Annotated in this window: 16 protein-coding genes and 1 pseudogene; 5 read left to right on the plus strand and 12 right to left on the minus strand. The window is 40.9% G+C overall.

The genetic code is table 11. From position 1 onward, the window contains the following. The 6 genes and pseudogenes from LWH95_RS20610 to manA all read right to left on the minus strand — a co-directional run. Positions 1–334, minus strand: a pseudogene (locus tag LWH95_RS20610) (glycosyltransferase family protein); the annotation flags it as partial. Next, on the minus strand, positions 331–555 hold the full coding sequence (locus LWH95_RS20615; RefSeq protein ID WP_232920280.1) for a hypothetical protein: 225 nt from the start codon (positions 553–555) through the stop codon (positions 331–333). The gene LWH95_RS20615 and the pseudogene LWH95_RS20610, both read right to left, overlap by 4 nt. Positions 556–573: 18 nt before the next feature. Beyond that, on the minus strand, positions 574–1,836 hold the full coding sequence (locus LWH95_RS20620) for a glycosyltransferase family 4 protein (protein WP_232920281.1): 1,263 nt from the start codon (positions 1,834–1,836) through the stop codon (positions 574–576). Positions 1,837–1,848: 12 nt separating this feature from the next. Next, positions 1,849–3,051: a glycosyltransferase family 4 protein gene (locus tag LWH95_RS20625; protein WP_232920282.1), complete on the minus strand. Its 1,203-nt coding sequence runs from the start codon at positions 3,049–3,051 to the stop codon at positions 1,849–1,851. A 274-nt stretch (positions 3,052–3,325) separates the two neighbouring features. Then, positions 3,326–5,971 carry an N-acetylglucosaminidase gene (locus LWH95_RS20630; RefSeq protein WP_232920283.1) on the minus strand — a complete coding sequence of 882 codons (2,646 nt, stop codon included), beginning with the start codon at positions 5,969–5,971 and terminating at the stop codon, positions 3,326–3,328. A 131-nt stretch (positions 5,972–6,102) separates the two neighbouring features. Further along, complete coding sequence (gene manA, locus LWH95_RS20635; RefSeq protein WP_148982481.1) at positions 6,103–7,053, minus strand: mannose-6-phosphate isomerase, class I; 951 nt, start codon at positions 7,051–7,053, stop codon at positions 6,103–6,105. Positions 7,054–7,319: 266 nt separating this feature from the next. Between manA and LWH95_RS20640 the strand changes: the two genes are divergently transcribed. From LWH95_RS20640 to LWH95_RS20650, 3 genes are read left to right on the plus strand one after another with little or no spacing between them, the layout of a single operon-like run. After that, positions 7,320–8,771 (plus strand): spore germination protein, encoded by a 1,452-nt coding sequence (locus tag LWH95_RS20640; RefSeq protein ID WP_100276457.1) that lies wholly within the window; start codon positions 7,320–7,322, stop codon positions 8,769–8,771. Between the two features lie 5 nt (positions 8,772–8,776). Further along, a complete protein-coding gene (locus tag LWH95_RS20645) occupies positions 8,777–9,883 on the plus strand; it encodes a spore germination protein (RefSeq protein WP_232920284.1) in 1,107 nt (368 codons plus the stop codon). Beyond that, entirely contained in the window at positions 9,880–11,004 is a 1,125-nt protein-coding gene (locus tag LWH95_RS20650; RefSeq protein WP_133485763.1) for a Ger(x)C family spore germination protein, read from the plus strand. The genes LWH95_RS20645 and LWH95_RS20650 overlap by 4 nt, the downstream gene beginning before the upstream one ends. A 36-nt stretch (positions 11,005–11,040) precedes the next feature. On the opposite strand, the gene LWH95_RS20655 is transcribed toward LWH95_RS20650, so the two are convergent. After that, a complete protein-coding gene (locus LWH95_RS20655) occupies positions 11,041–12,414 on the minus strand; it encodes a sugar porter family MFS transporter (protein WP_003235555.1) in 1,374 nt (457 codons plus the stop codon). Positions 12,415–12,745: 331 nt separating this feature from the next. Here LWH95_RS20655 and tagT point away from each other — a divergent pair, with 331 nt between their 5' ends. Beyond that, positions 12,746–13,714, plus strand: a complete 969-nt coding sequence (gene tagT, locus LWH95_RS20660) for a polyisoprenyl-teichoic acid--peptidoglycan teichoic acid transferase TagT (RefSeq protein WP_133485761.1) — start codon at positions 12,746–12,748, stop codon at positions 13,712–13,714. A gap of 157 nt (positions 13,715–13,871) precedes the next feature. After that, positions 13,872–14,732, plus strand: coding sequence for a 5-amino-6-(5-phospho-D-ribitylamino)uracil phosphatase YwtE (gene ywtE / locus LWH95_RS20665; RefSeq protein WP_003235559.1), 861 nt, complete (start codon positions 13,872–13,874; stop codon positions 14,730–14,732). A gap of 236 nt (positions 14,733–14,968) precedes the next feature. Here the strand turns inward: ywtE and pgdS are convergent, their stop codons facing one another. The 5 genes from pgdS to pgsB form a co-directional block, all read right to left on the minus strand. Beyond that, positions 14,969–16,210 carry a gamma-DL-glutamyl hydrolase gene (gene pgdS, locus LWH95_RS20670; RefSeq protein WP_133485757.1) on the minus strand — a complete coding sequence of 414 codons (1,242 nt, stop codon included), beginning with the start codon at positions 16,208–16,210 and terminating at the stop codon, positions 14,969–14,971. Between the two features lie 140 nt (positions 16,211–16,350). Continuing rightward, a complete protein-coding gene (gene edmS, locus LWH95_RS20675) occupies positions 16,351–16,518 on the minus strand; it encodes an extrachromosomal elements maintenance protein EdmS (protein WP_003235563.1) in 168 nt (55 codons plus the stop codon). Positions 16,519–16,532: 14 nt separating this feature from the next. Continuing rightward, positions 16,533–17,675: a capsular polyglutamate synthetase PgsA gene (pgsA, locus tag LWH95_RS20680; RefSeq protein ID WP_003235565.1), complete on the minus strand. Its 1,143-nt coding sequence runs from the start codon at positions 17,673–17,675 to the stop codon at positions 16,533–16,535. Positions 17,676–17,693: 18 nt separating this feature from the next. Beyond that, positions 17,694–18,143: a poly-gamma-glutamate biosynthesis protein PgsC gene (gene pgsC / locus LWH95_RS20685; protein WP_003227889.1), complete on the minus strand. Its 450-nt coding sequence runs from the start codon at positions 18,141–18,143 to the stop codon at positions 17,694–17,696. A 14-nt stretch (positions 18,144–18,157) separates the two neighbouring features. Beyond that, a complete protein-coding gene (gene pgsB, locus LWH95_RS20690) occupies positions 18,158–19,339 on the minus strand; it encodes a poly-gamma-glutamate synthase PgsB (protein WP_003219593.1) in 1,182 nt (393 codons plus the stop codon). Positions 19,340–20,022 lie beyond the last annotated feature (683 nt).

Raw genomic sequence — 20,022 nt, forward strand, 5'->3', positions numbered from 1 at the left:
AATTAATATATATTCGGCATTTTACAGTGCCACTTAAAGTTACATGAGGAAAAATGACAATACGATCCCCCATTAATTGATAAATCTTCTTCTGAGAAGGGATAGAAAAGTTTGTTGTCCTTTCAAAGAGTGAGAGGTACACTTTTTCCGCATCAACCTCTAGAGCTTGTTTATTGTATTCAGCTTTTATTCTCATCGGAGACTCGAAAAAGAAGCTATCAAATCCAGTAATGCTCACTTCTTTTTCTTTTAATCCGATTAATATTTCTTTCTCTCGTCGAACTTTTTCAAGTTGCTTAGACAAAAATGCTTTTATCTCTTTATTTTGGTTCATTTAGTTCTTCTCCTTCTCTTCCACAACCAAACTGTTAACCTTCCAAGTTTTGATTCTTTTAAATTATTATATCTAGCTTCTAAATACTCCTTTTCTTTTATTAATTCTTGACACAATGTAATTAAATTTTCTTGTTCTTCTAAGCTTTTATGATATTTAATCTTCAGGTCATTATACTTATCGGCAAGTTCTTGATTCTTTTGATTTTTTTTTGTTTGCATTTTGTTCTCCTCAGGATATCAATTATATAAAGACAACAGGTGACTCTTTTCTGTTTCCCAATTATATATTCTTTTTGCTTTGTCACAGTTTTTATGAAATTCGTAATGAAGCTCTGCATTTTCCAATAAAGTATTGACACCTTTCGCGATTGATAGATGATCATGTGAGTCAACTACCAAACCAACTTTCTCACCTTGTATCACCTTTTTAATCTCCGGAAAATCGCATCCTATAACAGGAACCCCAGCCATTATATACTCAAACAGTTTATTCGACGAAGCCGAGTAATGGTTAAAACAAACGTTATTTAATACTTGAAATCCTAAATAAGCACTGCGCGTATATTTTGGAAGTTCACTAAGCGGAACTTTAGGCAAAAATCTCACTCTATGTTGTAGTTCCATATCATTGACCATTTTCTCAAGATCCTTCTTTATACGGCCATCGCCTATAAATAGCAAAGTTCCTTCATTAATGTAAGGCATAGCCTTTATTAACTTATCAAGTCCCCTACCAACCTGAATTCCTCCTTGATAAAGAAGAATTTTTTCATCTTTAGGAAGCCCAAGCATACGATGTATATCAATCTGCTCTCTGGTTTCTTCAAGTAAGAATGGATAGTTGTGAAGTACTTTCGGATAAAAACCATAAAGTTCTTTATTATAGGCTGCCCGTGTATGATTTTCTACGATCATAATATCTATTTTTCTGATTAAATAAGCTTCCATCTTACTGTAAAATGGACTATCGTACCCTGTTCTGCTTGTTTGTACTTCATGAGAATCATAAATCAGTTTTCTCTTTTTAAAACGAAATTTTGAACAAATAAACCCTTGAGGTAGTGTATTTAAGTCATTGGAATGGTATATATCATATTTTTTAGAATATCCTTTCAAAATCATCCTCATTATAATAGAACCTCTGACCAATATTGTCTTCAGTTTCGTTTTAAGAACGATAAAAACAAACATACTAACCCCAAGAGTTAATAGGGGAAATAAGCCTAACAAACAAAGCCAAATTAAAAGAAAAAATAAAATAGACCATTTGTTTTTTAAAACTTTACACATAAATTGAATGAGCATCGGAGACCTTTTTACACGATACACTGTAAAATGATTATTATATTTCTCTTTTAAATTCAAATCAGGATTATTTGGATCATGAATACATATTAAGTCTACATCATAATGTTTATCTGATAATGCTGTACACTCCCGCAGCACTCTGGCATCATTTGTAAAGTGATTCCAAACAAACATACATACTTTTTTCCTCATATCATTCACGCCTTACCTAGTTTCTTCAATAACATTGATTAACTTTTTTATATTGGTCTCCCACATAAATTTTTTCCTAATAAGTTTATGACAATTCTTCTGCATTTTTTTCAATAATGCTGGGTCATGATATATTTTCATAATATTAGCCAGCATTTCTTCCGAAGAACTATTACTTGTTACAAGCCCTATTCCCTCTTGTTCAATAATAGTCTTTGAATACCCAGCAATCGATCCCACTATAGGAATTCCACAAGTAATATAATCTATAATTCTCCCAGGTAAAACTGTTTCAAACACAGTTGAATCTTTTAAAGTCACGATCCCAATATCGCAACCTGACATTAATTCTAAACACTCCTCCCTTGTCATCGGGTTGACAATCTTCACATTCGTTAGATTTTTTTTACGAATATAGTTGAGTAATTCTTTCTTCTCAACACCGTATCCAACTATTAAAAATTCGATTTGATGTTCATGTAACTTCTCAGCCAAATTTCTAATTATATGTACATTTTGAGCAAGACCTATATTTCCTACATAAATAATTTTTAAGGCTGTTTTTGCATTATTGGAGCTAATTAAAAGTTCTTTCTCTCTTGCTGAATTAGGAATAAAGGTAACTTTTTCTTTTACCAAAGGTGAATGTTCATTTAGGTAATGTAAGAAACCTTCACTATTAATGACAATATGATCTGCTTTCTTATATAAAAGCTTTTCTAAAATCCTAAAAGACTCTACAATAATGGGATGATGAAATACTTTAACGCCCTTCAAAGATTCAGGCCATAGATCCCTGATATCGAGAATAAGTTTTGATTTATTTTTGAATTTCGCGGCTAGCCCGACAAAAGCAACAAAAATGGGGGGGGAGGAAACAAAAATAATATCAAATTTTTTAGGTTCTTTCCTTATTTCTTTGAGCATCTTTATCATGATTTCAAGGTAATACAAAAGTCTGCTTAAAAAACTTGAATTATATTTTTTGTTCTTAACTGATACACGCATAACTGAAGGATCTTTATTAATCACATCTTCGTTCCAAAATAATTTTTCTTTATATATTTCTCTATTTGGGTAAGTAGGCTCTGTAGTTAAAACTTGAATATCGTATCCTCTTTGCTTAAGGAGCAAGTATATATTTTTCAGCCGATTTCCCGCGCTCCCTAACTCCGGGTAAAAGTTCTGAGTTATGATTAGGATTTTTTTTGACAAGTAGTCCTGCTCCTTTTACCAGGTATTTTTTAACATATTAAAGACTATACATCCAATAATGGGTTTCACATAACTCTAATTATATGATTTAAATAGTTCAATTTACAATAATGTTTTAAAATTTTGGTCTTTTAACAAATGTAACAATGAGAATACTTACATTTTAAGAATAGGTAGTTATTTATTGAAGATCAATAAAATACCAGTGTGACCTATTAAATCAAAGTCACACTGGCTATTTACTTACCATTTTAATTTTTAGTTGCCTCTAGTATTACTGTTTATATTCCGGAACATCAAAGTAAAGCGTATAACCGTCCAGCAATGAATACAGGCTGTACATGCGGTTTACTTGTTTGTACGCCCAGCCGATGTCTGTTGCATATTGGTGTGTTGCTGTGGCTGACCATCTCATTTTGTATAGTGTGTCCTGATTGTAGGCTGTGTTGTGTATATACGATGAGCCTATGAATTTGGCTCCGCCGATAATGGCCGCTTCTGGTGTGAACCAGCCTTGCTCGTACGCATATTTGGCGCCGTAGTAATTCGGGTTGCTGTCATATGCGCCAATTCCGTACATGTTATATACGGTTTTTCCGTTATAGGTTAAGCCATTGGCTAAATCGGATGTTCCGTTGCCTGTTTCAAGGAGAGCGTGTGAAATTAAATACAGCTCGTTGATGCCGTATTTATTGGCGGCATCTAAGAACGCCTTTGCTTTCCCTGTCAGTATGCCTTTGCTGGCAAGCACTTTCTGATTGACTTCAGTGACACTGAGGCCGGCTGTCTGTGACAGTTTGAGAAATTGGAAGTAGTATTTGCTGTCTCTGGAAAAGTTATTCGGATCCACGTATTGAACCACTTCATCACTGCTTGCGTTTCGCCAGCCCAAATTGATTTTGGCCCAGCCGTTTGTCTGGCCGATGATTTTCACCTTATCGCCCTTTTTAAATTGGCCGATCACGTTCGTCGGGCTGACTGCCGGTGTAGACCGAATATTTAATACATCAGCCGTAACGGTTGAAGTTGCTGTATTAATATAAGTGAGCGATACGTAAGCCGCCCCGTCTGTTTGCGGGCTTACTGTCATTTGTTTTTGGACCATATCACGAAGCGAGAGATTGTAATTTGTTTTCATGATTTGCGGGCCGTTTTTGATTTTCACGATAGATGATGTCCATCCGTATAATTGTTTTAGCTTCAATGATGCCGCAGCAGCTGCGTCATTGCCTGTGAACTGTTCGTTTATGCTGATTTTATACAGCGTATTGGTTTTGGTTGTGTAACTTGGGCTTACACTTTGCGCTTTTAGATAGGTTAACCCCTTGTTCAATGCTGTTTTGCTGCTGAGCTGAGCTGTCACGATTTTGTATTGTGTATATGCCGTTTCGCCTGTTTTTGCTGTTGTGCCGGCGGCATTGTTTTGTTTAAAAAATGCTAATACGCGGTTAATATCTTCCTGACTGATGATTGCCTCAGTCATAATTTTATAACTGCTCGCTGCTGTCTGACCGGTTTTCTGGCTTGCTGCTGATATGTGATTCGATTTGAAAAACGTAAGTGCCTGATTGACTTTCGCTGTATCAAGCAGAGATTCAGTTGTTATTTTAAACGTGTTAGCTAATTGTTTTTTGACTGATTTTGCAGATGCACTGAGCTGATTTTTCTTTAATACGTTCAAGCCCTTTGTAACTTTTGCTTGATCTGATGTTTCTTCTGAGATGAGCTGATATTGATTTTCTGCTGTTGTTCCAGCTGCTTTTTTCGTTGCCTTTACTTTTTTCTGAGCAAAGAAGGCTGCGGCTTTGTTTGCTTGCTGCTCTCCTATAATCTTTGCCGTCGTAATTTGATAGGCTGTGGACGTTGTCGTTTTTTTGACGCTGGATGACGTGTAATGCCACTTTTTCTTTTTAAAGAAAGTGTCTACTTTTTGCAGCTGCTGTTTTGTTAAACCCTTCATATTCACGGTATATGATGTGCTTTTGCCAACCTTTTGATAACTGCCGGATACACCTGTGTTTTTCTTGATTTGGCTGATGGCGTCCTTCACTGTATTCAGCCCTTTGAAATAAGCTGATTGGACATTGTATGACTCAGCAGTTGCTTTTTGATTGATTGACTTGTAGCTTCCTGTAATACCAGTGCTCTGTTTCAGCTGATTTAATAGATTTTTGGCATTCGCTTCACCTGAAATGGCGGCTGTTGTAAAAGTATAATAGGCTTGTCCTTTCACCGTTTCTTTTAATGATGCCTTCAGCCCCGATCCCTTTTGGAATGCGCTTTTGATCTGCTCAGCTTTGCTGTTTCCCACGATTGTGCCTGACTGAATGACTGTGACAGAAACCGTGTGTGTGATAGGCTGATACGAGCTTTTAATCCCTGTTTGCTTAGCAAGGCTCTGTATAAGCGCCTTGACTTTTGTCTCATCAGCGATTTCTGATGTCTTGACGTTCACATAGGACTGAGCTGTTCCTGAAGCTTTTACAGCGCCAGCCACTCCCGTCTCCTGTTTAAGCTTGGTCAGCAAAGTGTTTGCCTGTTTTTCTCCGGAAATGGCACCTGAGGTGATGGTGACATACGGCTGTTTGCTACCGACAGGACTTGACGTGCCTGTAATCGCTGTCTGTTTGTTGAGCCCGCTCAGTATTGCTTTCGCTTCTGCTTCGCTTTGTATGCCTGCAGCGGAAATTTGGTAGGTCGTTGTTGTGCCTGAAGCCTGATAGGAAGCATCCCAGCCGGTGTCTTTTTCCAGTTTGGCGACAGCCTGCGAGGCTTGGCTTTCTGTACTGAACGTTTTAGACGGCTCTACCTTATATATCGAGTAGTCCGTATACGCTGCAGCCTGTGCAGAACCGGATATGGCAAAAAAGGCAAGGGACGCGGCGGACAGAAGCATAGGTGCGATTAATCTCTTTTTCATTCCTTCTCCTCTTTCTTATTCAATGAGTATATAAAACTAGTTTATTTATCGGCACGCTTATGCTTCATTTATAGGTGAATCACTTCCATTTTTTTAATAAAAAAAAACTTAATCTCGAAGTGAGATTAAGTTTAAATATGAGACACGATAAGTGTACAAGTTCCTTTAATCGTAAAATCGGGCATTTGAGCCGGCAAAATAAAGTGATCGCCTTTATTGAGCGGACATGTTTCGTCTCCATAGATCAGCAAACCGCTTCCTTCTAACACGCTGCAAAGCAGGAAGGATTCATCCTGAGATAGCTCGGCCTCACCATTTATGTCCCATTTATATACCGAAAAATATTCCCCTTGGACAAACGTTTTAATGGTTATTCCTTTTCTGGATTCGGTCGATTCATCTATATACCCGTCCACATGGGGAACCGTTGCCGCATTGACCGCTTTGGCAAAATGAAGCTCTCTCGGCCTTCCGTTGTTATCAAGCCGGTCATAGTCGTACACCCGGTATGTGGCATCTGAATTTTGCTGTGTTTCTAAAACAAGTGCCCCTTTACACAAGGCGTGCAGCGTACCGCTCGGCACATAATAGAAATCACCCGGTTTAATTTTGATTCTTCGCAGCAGGCCTTCCCAGTCACCGCTGTTGATCATTGTGACAAGTTCGGTTTTTGAGCGGGCCGTATGTCCGTAAATGATTTCCGCGTTTTCCTTACAGTCGATAATGTACCAGCATTCCGTCTTGCCGAGTTCTCCCTCTTCATTTTCTCCAGCATAATAATCATCAGGGTGAACTTTAATCGACATATCTTCCTTCACGTCCAGCAGCTTTGTCAGAAGCGGAAATCGCTCTCCCTCCACGCCGCCGAATACTTCCCGATGCTCATCCCAAAGCTCAGTCAGTGTCTTCCCTTTATACGGGCCATTCGCTACGGTGCTCGGTCCTTTTGGATGAGCGGAAATAGCCCAGCATTCCCCCGTTCTTTCTGAAGGAATGCCGTATCCAAATCTATCTCGTAAAGCGGTGCCGCCCCAGATTTTTTCTTTAAACACAGGCGTTAGAAAAATCGGTGATTGCGTCATGATCCGTACCCCTCCCCTGTAAATAGCTGATCATTATTTTCCCGGTGCGCCCCCCTTACAAACGCCCGTATAAGCTGTCTTTTTCCTATGACAACATATGTACAAAGCATCATCTTTCGACAATCCTTTAAAGAAAACGCTTCCTTTATATTATATCACGTCGAAAAGAAGCTTTGTTTCAGGCTTTTCCTTATGAAGAATAATTCTCCTTTATTGATACAAATTAAGAAAAACCGTCAATATGTTTTATAAAGGGGAGAGAAACTATGCAAATCGACTCTGATCTCCAGCGCAATGTAGAAACATTGAAAAAAAAATTAGGGCAAAACGACGATATCATGTTTTATACGTTTTCTTTCGGAGACAGCAGACAGAAGGCGTGCCTACTGTATATTGACGGTTTGACAGAAAATAAACTTCTGGCGCAATACGTCATTTCTCCATTACAAAAAGAATCATTAGCCCAAAAGGAAGGCATGATTGAAGATTTATCAGCTTTCTTTTTCGGCTATCATCACAGTGTGATCTCTACAATAAAAGAAATACAGCAGCTCATTTTTTCCGGACATACCATTTTGCTGGCTGATGGTTACAGCGCGGGCCTGGCATTTGATACGAAAACATTAATGACGCGCAACCTTGAAGAACCTTCCTCTGAAATCGTGGAACGCGGTCCGAAGATTGGCTTTATTGAAAAACTGCGGACAAACACGGCGCTTTTACGAGAGCGGACGAGTGACCCTAATCTCGTCATAAAAGAAATGACGATAGGCAAAAGGACAAAAAAAAAGATAGCTGTCGCATATATTCAGGATATTGCCCCTGATTATGTCGTAAAAGAAGTGTTTAAACGGCTGAAGTCCATCACGACAGATGATTTGCCGGAATCAGGCACACTTGAACAGCTCATTGAGGATGAACCTTTTTCGATCTTTCCGACGATCTTAAGCACAGAACGTCCAGATCGTGTAGAAAGCTCTTTGTTAGAAGGCAGGGTTTCCATTTTGGTGGACGGCACCCCGTTTGCTCTCATTGTACCGGCAACGGTTGATGAATTTATTCATTCACCGGATGATTACAGCCAACGCTGGATTACAATGTCACTTATTCGTTTGCTTCGTTATTCGAGCATCCTGATTACCATTTATTTACCCGGCTTATATATTTCTCTCGTTTCCTTCCACACGGGGCTTTTACCGACGAGAATGGCCATTTCGATTGCAGGCAGCAGACTGAATGTGCCTTTTCCGCCTTTTGTCGAAGCCTTTATTATGATATTTACGATAGAACTGATCAGGGAAGCCGGTTTAAGGCTGCCAAAGCCTATCGGACAAACGATTGGACTTATTGGAGGCGTTGTCATTGGACAGGCAGCCGTACAGGCGCAAATCGTCAGCGCGCTGATGGTCATTGTGGTATCCATTACCGCATTGGCATCCTTTACCGTTCCTTCATACGCCTATAACTTTCCGCTGCGGATTATTCGCATTGCGGGTATGATAAGTGCTGCAATGCTTGGCATGTATGGCGTCATCATGGTCTTTCTGTTTGTGATCGGCCATTTGATGCGACTGAAAAGCTTTGGCCAGGATTACATTATTCCGATAATGGCACAGCCCGGACAAGATTTAAAGGACACTGTGATTCGCATCCCTACCCTATTTTTAAAAAGAAGGCCTACCCGTAAAGATACAAAAGATAAAATCAGACAAAGGTGATAGCTATGATGCAATCAGAGGACAAGCTTACATTTATGCAGACGCTTATTATGGTAAGCAGTACAATGATCGGTGCCGGTGTCTTAACCCTTCCCCGCTCAGCAGCTGAAACCGACAGTCCGAGCGGATGGATCATGATCCTGCTGCAGGGTGTTATTTTTATTATTTTCGCCCTGCTTTTTTTGCCTTTTCTTCAACGGAACAGAGGGAAAACGATTTTTGAGCTCAACAGTATTGCAGCTGGAAAATTTATCGGTTTCTTTTTAAATTTATTTATTTCCCTTTATTTTATTGGTGTCGTATGCTTTCAAACGCGGGTTTTGGGTGAGGTTGTCGGATTCTTTCTTTTAAAAAACACGCCGATGGCGGTTGTCGTGATTATTTTTCTGGCGGTTGCCATCTATCATGTGGCCGGGGGCGTTTACCCCATTGCGAAGGTATATGCGTATATCTTTCCTGTCACTATTATTATTTTCCTTATGCTTCTGATGTTCAGCTTTCGTTTATTTCAATTAGATTTTATCCGGCCCGTATTTGAAGGCGGTTATCAAAGTTTTTTTCATTTATTTCCTAAAACCCTTTTATATTTTTCAGGATTTGAAATTATTTTTTATCTCGTTCCCTTTATGAAAGATCCAAAGCAGGTAAAAAAAGCTGTCGCTTTGGGCATTGCAACCTCGACTGTTTTCTATAGCATTACTTTGTTTATCGTCATTGGCTGTATGAGTGTGGCTGAGACAAAAACAGTGACGTGGCCGACCATTTCACTCATTCACGCATTAGAAATCCCAGGGATTTTTATTGAACGATTTGACCTGTTTTTACAGTTAACCTGGACAGCCCAGCAATTTGCATGTATGCTCGGCTCGTTTAAGGGGGCACATATTGGATTAACAGATATCTTTCACCTGAAAAATAAAAACAACCCGTGGCTGCTTGCTGCACTGCTGGCTGTTACATTTTTCCTATCAATGTTTCCTGAAGATCTTAATGCCGTGTTTTATTACGGTACACTTCTCGGATATGTGTTTCTAGGCGTCATTGCAATACCATTTCTTATCTGGTTTTTAAGCTGGATACAGAAAAAACTGGGGAGGGATCAGCTGCAATGAAGACAATGATGAAACTTGCAGCAATGGTTCTGATGCTGCAGATGCTCTGCGGATGCTGGGATGTCAAAAATATTGAAAAACTGTCTTTTGCCAGAGGGCTTGCTATCGATGAAACTGATGACCATCAGTATAAATTAACGTATCAAAACCTTCTTCCCCAAAGTGAAGACAGCCAAGCATCCGGAAAACCCGAATTTGTCAATGTGATATCCCACGGGAAAACCATTCTAGAAGCAGTCAGTGATGTATCCATTAAAGACCCTCCTATCTATAGCGATCATTTAAAAGTCATTCTTCTGGGAGAAACACTCATGAGGAATCAAAACGTAGATCAGGTCTTCAACCATTTTATCCGGGATGATGAACTGCGGCGCAGCAGCTATTTGATGGCAGCCAGAGGGAAAGCCGGAGATATTTTTACGAAAGGAAGTCCGAAGCAGCAGCTGCCGATGCCTTCCGAAAAGCTGATTGATCTAACCAATAACAGCGGGTATAACGGGAAGATTATGTTGCCGCTGCGCATCGGCAGGGCTTCTATCTATTGCCAAAATGGCTACAGTTTTCTCATTCAAGCCGTGAAAAACCAAAAGGGAAAAGCAAAGTATGACGGGGCAGGTATTATCAAAAGCGGCAGTAATAAACTCGTTGGATTTCTTTCAGCTGGTGAAACCCAGACACTGACATGGGTCATGGGGACGATCCAAGGCGGCGTCATGCCGACGACAGATAAAGGACATCCGATTACGTTTGAGATTAAAAGGTCGAAATCTAAAATCAAGCCGGCCATTGAAAACGGAAAGCCTGTCTTTCAGATTTCTGTCAACACAAAGGGTATCCTGACAGAAGACCAAAATCCGAATGAAAACTCCTTTAGTAAAAGCTATTTGCACAGGCTTGAGAACATTTTTGAGAAAAAGCTTGAACGCGATGTAAAGAGGATTATGGATAAACTGCAGCATGAGTATAAAACCGATCCGGTCTTTTTATCCGACTACATCCGAATTCAATACCCTGAATACTGGAATAAAGTAAAAGGACATTGGGATGAAATATTTTCTGAGGCTGATTTTAAATACGATATTTCTTTCAAAATCATTAACTTTGGCACAGTCGGAAGATGAGCAATCAAAAGGGCGCGCATGATCGCGCACCCTTTTTTATGTTCCGACAGTCTGCTGTTTTCCAGCCGATCCTCCCTGTCCGTTTTTGTCCCTTAAATCCTGCTCAATTTCTTCAAGGCTTTTTCCCTTCGTCTCTGTCACTTTAAACCGGACAAATAAGAACGCCATGATACCGATCGCGGCATAAATCAGGAATAAATAACTGATGCCGATCGCTTCCATTAATATTGGATAGGTTAATGAAACAATCAGTGTCCCAACGTGCAGCATCAAGGTGGATACCCCGGTTCCGATTCCTCTGACATGGAGCGGGAATAATTCAGGAAGCATCACCCAGACAACCGGGCCCCAGCTAACCGCAAAAACAACGATAAACACGCCTAAACAAATGACTGTCGTCCATGAGGCAGCCGGAGTGTTATCGAAAAAGAGATTCACCAGTGCGAGAACGATCAAGCTGATCACCATCCCGGCATTCCCGAATAACAGTAGCGGCTTTCTCCCGATCTTGTCTATGATTTTTATCGCTACTAATGTCATGAGAACATTGACTGTGCCGATTCCGACCGTTCCTAAAATCGAAGCAGAGTTTCCGAATCCGACGTTGGTAAAGGTCTTTGGCGCATAATAAATGATCGTATTCGTTCCGATAAATTGCTGCAGAAACGCCAGTCCCAAGCCGGCAATCAGCGCGGGACGCACCCAAGGATCGAACAGCTCCTTCAGGCCTCCTTCATCCTGCTTTTCCGCTTCTTGAATATCATGTATTTCCTGATCAATATCTTTTGTGCCACGCAATTTTTCAAGAATCTTCTTCGCTTTGCCCTCTTCGCCGTTCGTGAACAGCCAGCGCGGGCTCTCCGGCATAAACAAAATGCCAATGAGCAAGAGCAGCGACGGCACAGCAGCCAATCCAAGCATCCAGCGCCACGCTTCGGCATCAGCAAATATGTAATTGACAATGTAAGAAAGAAGGATGCCGACCGTGATCATCAGCTGATTCAGGGATGACAGCGCCCCGCGTTTTTGTTTTGGCGCCAGTTCAGATAAATAGAGCGGTACGATGGTCGTCGATGTTCCGACTGCAAGTCCCAAAATGATGCGAAACAGCACCATGACTCCTGTATTCGGGGCGAGCGCCACACCCAGACCTCCTATACAAAACAGCAGCGCGGCCGCCATAATCGCTTTTTTTCTGCCGAAACGGTCAGTCAGCTTGCCAGCCGCTCCTGAGCCTAATATCGCCCCAACCAATAAGGAGCTGACAACAAGTCCTTCCGTAAAGGCGTTCAAGCCTAAATCCTTTTTCATAAATAAAATAGCTCCGGAAATCACTCCGGTATCATAGCCGTATAATGCGCCTCCCAGAGCGCCGAAAAAATAAAGCCATATATTAGACTGCTTTTTCATAAAAATGACTCCCTTTCTCCATTAGCTGCAATCATTCTGTGTCTGTGGCGTTTTTTAGAAATCTTTTAGCCTCTTTTTCTGGCCATTAAACCTTTTCATTCTTGCAGATCATAAGTTTCCAATCATTTACTTGCATTTTTTTCAATAGGACCGAAACATTTTCCCTCTTGCGGCGTCCAATATAAGGTGATTCAGCACATTATAAATTTCAATTTTCAAGAACAAGAACTTATAAATATAGGAATTTTTATCGAAAAATGTCTTTCGGTGAGTTGCCCTATGGCAAAATGAATGGTACGCTTCAAATATTAAAGAAACGCGAGGTATTGATATGGAGGAACGATCACAGCGCAGAAAGAAAAAGAGACGACTTAGAAAATGGGTGAAAATCGTTGCCGGTTTGATGGCTTTTCTTGTCATTGCGGCAGGCTCTGTCGGCGCCTATGCTTATGTAAAGCTGAATAATGCTTCTAAAGAAGCTCACGTCAGCCTTGCACGCGGAGAACAATCAGTAAAACGGATTAAAGAATTTGATCCCGGAAAAGATTCTTTCTCTGTATTGCTCTTAGGAATTGATGCCAGAGAGGAAAACGGCGAGAATGTCGATCAGGCAAGAAGTGACGCGAATGTGCTGGTTACATTTAACCGGAAAGAAAAAACAGCCAAAATGCTGAGCATTCCGCGTGACGCCTATGTCAACATCCCAGGCCACGGCTACGATAAATTTACACACGCTCATGCCTACGGCGGCGTTGATCTCACTGTGAAAACAGTTGAGGAAATGCTGGATATTCCAGTCGATTATGTCGTAGAAAGCAATTTCACAGCTTTTGAAGACGTCGTAAACGAGCTTAACGGCGTCAAAGTAACGGTAAAAAGCGATAAAGTCATTCAGCAAATCAAAAAAGATACAAAAGGAAAAGTGGTTCTTCAAAAAGGAACACATACGCTTGATGGAGAAGAAGCGCTCGCTTACGTAAGAACACGTAAAGCAGACAGTGACCTTTTACGCGGACAAAGACAAATGGAAGTGCTGAGCGCCATTATTGATAAATCAAAATCACTTAGCTCAATTCCGGCTTATGATGATATTGTGGATACGATGGGACAAAATCTGAAAATGAACTTATCTCTTAAAGATGCCATTGGCCTGTTCCCGTTCATCACTTCATTGAAATCAGTTGAGTCTATTCAGCTGACGGGTTATGATTATGAACCTGCCGGTGTGTACTATTTCAAGTTAAACGATACAAAACTGCAGGAAGTCAAAGAAGAGCTACAAAACGATTTAGGTGTATAATGAACGGGATGGCGATTACGCCATCCCGTTTTTACATATTTCCTTGTTGAAAATTATCAAAGTAACGTTTAGCCTTGATTTATATGGTTTATGTTTCTAAGGAAAGCTGAACATACTACACGAAGCAGCTTCATTTTTAAGGAGGTTCCCCCTACATATGAAATTAATTGCGATTGATTTAGACGGTACATTACTGAATAAAGAAAGCGTCATTTCTGCTGAAAACAGAGCGGCTATCAAACGGGCCGTTGATGCCGGCATCCTCGTCACCATTTGCACAGGAAGAGCAACATTTGATGTAAAAGCGCTGCTGGATGACTTGGACATCCCGATCATTGCGGCAAATGGCGGAACGATCCACGACACGGGTTACCGTTTGATCAGCCGGACATTAATGGATCAGGAGGCCGGTAAAGCGATCGCTGATTACTTACTCTCAAAAAATATTTACTTTGAGGTATATACAGATGACCATCTGCTTTCTCCTTTTGACGGCGAAGCTAAGCTGCATGCGGAGCTTGATATTCTAAAAAGCGCAAATCCAAACGAAAAGACGGATGAATTGTGGCAAGGAGCCATGACTCAGTTCAAGCAGTTTGGCATTAAACCGATCCCTCATATCGAATCGGTTTTTGACGGCAGCGAAAACATTTATAAGCTGCTTTGCTTCTCCTTTGACATGGACAAGCTGAAACAAGCGAAGGAAGAGCTGAAGCATCATAAAAAACTGGCACAAACCTCTTCCGGAAAACATATTATCGAAATCCTGCCGGCCTCTTCAGGTAAAGGACGCGCGCTGACAGAGCTGGCTGAAATATACGGAATTGAAACACAGGATATTTATGCGATCGGCGACAGTCCGAACGATTTGTCCATGTTTGAAGTCGCAGGACACCGTATCGCCATGGAAAATGCAATCGATGAATTAAAAGAAAAAAGCACCTTTGTCACAAAGAGCAATGACGAAAATGGTGTGGCTTACTTTATTGACCAGCTTCTTTCCGGCCAATATGCATAAAGAAAAGACTCCAGAGATTCTGGAGTCTTCAAATTTTTGACAAAATCCTAAAACGGTTTTAGTTTTAGGATTTTGTTATTTTTTCAGCGTGATTGAAAACCCTTGAAGTCTAGGAAAGGTGAGCATTGGAGCGGAGCGAATGTTCTAATTCGTGAGCACCGACGCGCAGACTTGACAACGAATGCGAGGGTTTGTCGACACGCTGAAGACTCCAGAGATTCTGGAGTCTTTGTCTTTTATTGCACCCGTACACTTCCCGCATATTTATCTTTCCAATACGTGCTTGTGTTCATATTGGTGATGGTCACACCGTTTGATAATGTGACATGAACAACTTGTCCGTTTCCGATATAGATAGCGGGATTTAAGCTTGTTGATTGGAAGAACACAATGTCTCCCGGCTTCAGGTCCGCCTTCTCAATCTTAGTTCCGGCTTTGTATTGGCTTGTTGCGTATCGAGGCAGGGAAATACCCGCTGCTTTCTGGTACACATACTGGACAAAACCAGCTGTATCAAACCCAGTCTCTGGAGACGCTCCGCCTTTTTTGTAAGGAACTTCTCCGATATAAAGCGTAGCTTCGGATACGATCGGATTTTCTTTTGGAATTGTCAGGTTGTCAAATCGGCGAATGCCTGTCATCTTCGATTTCCAGTAATCCTCTGATAAGTAGGAAATGGTTACTTTTTCTGAACGGCTTGCCTGAATAAATCTTCCTCCGCCAGCATAAATGCCTGCATGTGAAATTCCCGTTTTGTACGTATTGCTGAAATAGACAACATCACCAGGCTTTATGTTCTGAGGCGCCACCTTCTCACCCACTGCCCACTGCTGTTCGGCTGATCGCGGCAGATATATGCCGAGTGCCTGTTGAAACACATATTGCACGAGCCCTGAGCAATCAAAGCCTTCTGACGGTGTGCTTCCGCCAAACACATATGGAATGCCGATATATTTTTCGGCCTCCTCAACGACAGGAACATCAGCCGTGGCCGGATCGGCTGCGATTCGTCTCGCCCCGATATAAGATCCGCTCCAATAGCTGCTTTTTGTGTAATTGGTGATGATAACCCCTTTTGATAACGTACTGTGAATCATTTGGCCGTCTCCGATGTAAAGAGCGACGTGTGTCGGAGCAGTCCCGGTGCTTCCCTCTTTTTTGAAAAATAAAATATCGCCCGGCTTCAGGTCTTCCGGCTTTACGGCCGTTCCGACTTTATACTGGTCGTTCACAGATCTCGGCAGATGAATATCAGCCTTACTGAAAACATATTGAATCAATCCCGAAGGATCGAATCCCTCTCTCGCCGTTTCACCGCCGTATTTATACTGATACCCAAGCAGTTTTTTTGCTTCGCTGACGATCAATTCAGATGATGTATCAGCCTCCGCAATCTCCGCTTTTGTCATAATTGGAACCAAAAAACAAATGATAACCGCCACAAGCAAAAACTTCTTCCAGTTTGCCAGTGTGTTCACTTTTATTATCTCCTCCTCTTTTTGCAGTTTTAACATCGGTATTTTTTTGAATATGTTAAGAAACTTTTTGAAATTTTTACAGAATGAATATGCTGGGCAAATAAAAAGAGAATGTCTCATCAGACACTCTCTTTTTCGAATTATTTATTGGCGTTTACCGGTTCTTCCTGCTGTTGGATTTTATGCATTTCCGTATTAATCTTCTGTTTTTCCTGATCTGTCAGCTGATCATTGAATTTAAAAGCTGACATAAACATGAACACAATGGCTACGGCAACAAACGGCCAGCTAGCTTTGACAAATTTCATCTTTATCACTCCGATTATTTAGATTTTAGTTTGTCGCTATGATCAACATCAAACATCAGTTTTCCGTCTTCTACTTTCCATGCGAAATTAGAGTCTTTTGTCAGTTCGCGAATAATTGTTTTCTGTTTGAGGCTGTCTTTTTTGACCGGTGCAGGCGTCGCTTCATGGATATCAATCGGCGTCACTTCGAAGTGGCCTGTTCCGTTTTTCTTCAGGTGATACTGAACCAGTGCACTGTCTCTCGTTCTCGTCCAGCCTTGGTCAAAGACAAAGTTGCCGAGGCTGTAGAAAATGACGGTTCCGTTATACACTTCAATCGGTTCCAGTACGTGCGGGTGATGGCCGACGATGATATCAGCTCCCGCATCAGACATGGCTCTTGCAAGCTGGCGCTGACGGTCGTTTGGATCGTTGTCATACTCTTGTCCCCAATGTGACTGCACAACGACGATGTCCGCATGTTTTTTCGCTTCTGAAATCATAGGAATAAAGATTTCAGGATCTGCGGGCAGCACGCCCGGCGTATTCTTTTTAGCCGCGAAGCCTTTTCCGGACACATCTGTAAAGCCGAGCGTGGCAATCGTTACCCCATTGACTTCCTGGTACGAAATATTCTTTTTCGCATCGCTTAAGCTGTATCCTGCTCCAACGATATCCAGATCTTGTTTTGCAAATTCTCCAAGTGTATCTTTCATCCCCTGAGCGCCGTAATCCATTGCGTGGTTGTTTGCGCTGTTGAGAACCGTGAAGTTCATATCTTTTAAGACTTGCACTGATTCCTTATTCGTCTGCAGATGAATTTCTTTATCTGCTTGTTTATAATTCTTTTTATAGGTTACCGGGTTTTCGAAGTTTCCTGCTACATAATCCGAGGCTTTAAAAATCGGTTCAACATATTGAAAAATACTGTCTGCCCCTTTTTGATCCGTTACTTTTTCAACATAGCGGCCCATCATAATATCACCGACAAACGAGGCTGAGAGAACGTCGTCAGAATACGTTTTGACCTTCGGCGTTTCTGCTTTTCCAGCCCACATAAAAGCGAACATGAGGACAAAAACGATCGGAATGGCGATAAATACGTGCTTATTGGTTTTCTTTTTTTGCTGTTTTGTCAGCTTTAGCAGCTTTTCATGAAAGCTCAGTTCTTTTTTCATCGTTTGACACACCTTACATTAAATTAAGTAGTAAACAAACATGATAGCAAAGGTCGCTCCGCTCAATAGCAGCGTGCTTCCGAACGTAATGGTTAATCCTTGTTTCTGAATGGTATTGGCAATTAAACCTGGCACGATGATGCCGATTCCTCGAAATTCTGCGATTTCAAATGGTACAATCGGGTATAAGAAATCAAACGCGATTTTCAGGACAATCCCTGTTATCAGCATGGCAGCGAATTTTCTGCGCCCGTATAAAATCATAAATTTGGATAAACCGTATTTCACAATGACATAAGTGAGCAAGCTCACTAACAAAACGAGTAAAATAAAGACCGGCTGATTAAACACAAGTCCTAAATATCCCGGTACAACAAGTCCTGCCGGCACGATTCCTGTTTTTTCTGCAAAAATCAAACTGAGTAGTACACCTAAAATTAGTGCAATGTATAAATCTGATCCGAACATGTCTGCATTTCCTCCTAGCTTACGAGCTGCTTAACCTTGTATTCGTGGATTTTTTCAATTAAAGGCTCTGCGGCACCATGAATATTGCCGACGCCATATATGACACGGTTGTGCATTCTTTTCTTTAACAATTCCATAATTTCTTCTGTTGACTTGTACTCTAGATCATGCAGTTTGTCTGCAGGAATTTTGCCTTCTTCGTAGGCTTTTACGATCGGTTCTGTTGTTTCACCAATTAAGATCAGTTCACTTGCTTCAATATAGGGCAATACGTCATTTGCGAATTGCTGTGTCCGATCGACACGGTCTGCGCGGCAGTTCATGATGATGATCGGATCATCGGTCGGGTAACCGATTTCTTTTACACGTTTCCATATATTCAAAGTAGAAGAAGCGTCGTTTGCGGCAAACCCATTAACAAAGTGCCCAGGCTCGCTCGGACTGATCAGCGGAAGAATTCTCATTGCTCCCGGATCTGGCGGCGCATTCAGCATTCCTTTAAACGCTGTTTCTTCGTCAATGCCGAGTGCTTGAGCCACACCCAGTGCCAGAGAAGCGTTATCAGGGAATACCATGTATTCAAATTTACGCAAATATTCATCTGTAATTTTTGAGTTATCAGCAATGATGACTTTTGTGTTTCGTTCTTTTGCTTTTTGTTTAAAGAACTCGGTATATTCACTATCTGTAATCACAAGATGGCCATTATAAGGAATTGTAGCAGTAAACGCTTCCGCAATTTCATCGAGCGTAGGCCCCATGACATCCATATGGTCTTCTAAAACGTTAACGATCACGCCGATATTGGCTTGCAGAAGTTCTTCCTGAAAGATAATTTGATAATCCGGGTTAACAGCCATGCATTCACTGACAATCGCATTAGCCCCTCTTTCTACTGTTTCTTTCATGACTTCTTTTTGCTCTCCGATATTCGGTCCCTGAGGTTTCCGTTTAATCGGCTTTTCCTCCGGTGTATCCCAGTAAATCATTCTTGCGTCTGTTCCTGTTGTTTTTCCAACAGTCTTGTAACCGGCTTCTATTAATATTCCGGTTGTCAGCCTTGTCACAGTCGATTTCCCTCGGATGCCGTTAATATTCACTCGAACAGGGAGGGCATCAATGTTTTTCTGATGTCGTCGTTTTTCTAATATTCCGATGACCAGTATGACAGCACAGGCTATAATGAGTAACCACATTGCTTTTCGACATCTCCTTCTATATTGTTGTAAATTCATTCATCAGTATATAGAATCACTATGAATTCTCAATCGGCATTATGTAACATAATCTTCCCTAATCCACTAAGCCAAACTTCTCTTTTGAAAGAGATTTTGTACCCACAAACTGTTTTCTATTTTTGGAAATAGGCAGGACTTACACCTTATCTCTTTTTTAAAAAAACAAAAGGAATGCGCTTTCATTTTTCTCTTGATATCCTTCTGGACGTATAGTCACACCTCGGTGTTTGCATTTAATATGTATTTCAAATCAATCTTTTTTTCAGCCTATGATATCAAGCTTTTCCTGCTATAATGCGTGTTTCCGGTTCTTATGAACACAAAATATTTTTTTCCTGTTTCTTAAGGACAAGGTCATAATGTCACCCTTTCTGCATGGAAGCGGCAATATTAGGCCCATACCAAAATGACTAATGGGATCATTCATGAAAACGCTAAACATCCGGGTCCGATTTCTCTAACATAATTAAACATTTTCTGGGCGGATAGTCTTTTCTGTTTCTCCTCATTTACAGGTCTAAACGCATGACTTTGAAACAATTTTAATAAAACTTAATATTTGTTCAAGAAATCTTCATCCAGAATTGTGAAGACTTTGTCAAAAAAAGAGTGAAAACCTTAAATTTCTCAATTATATATAC

The sequence above is a fragment of the Bacillus sp. G16 genome (genome assembly GCF_021282335.1).
GTDB lineage: Bacteria > Bacillota > Bacilli > Bacillales > Bacillaceae > Bacillus > Bacillus inaquosorum.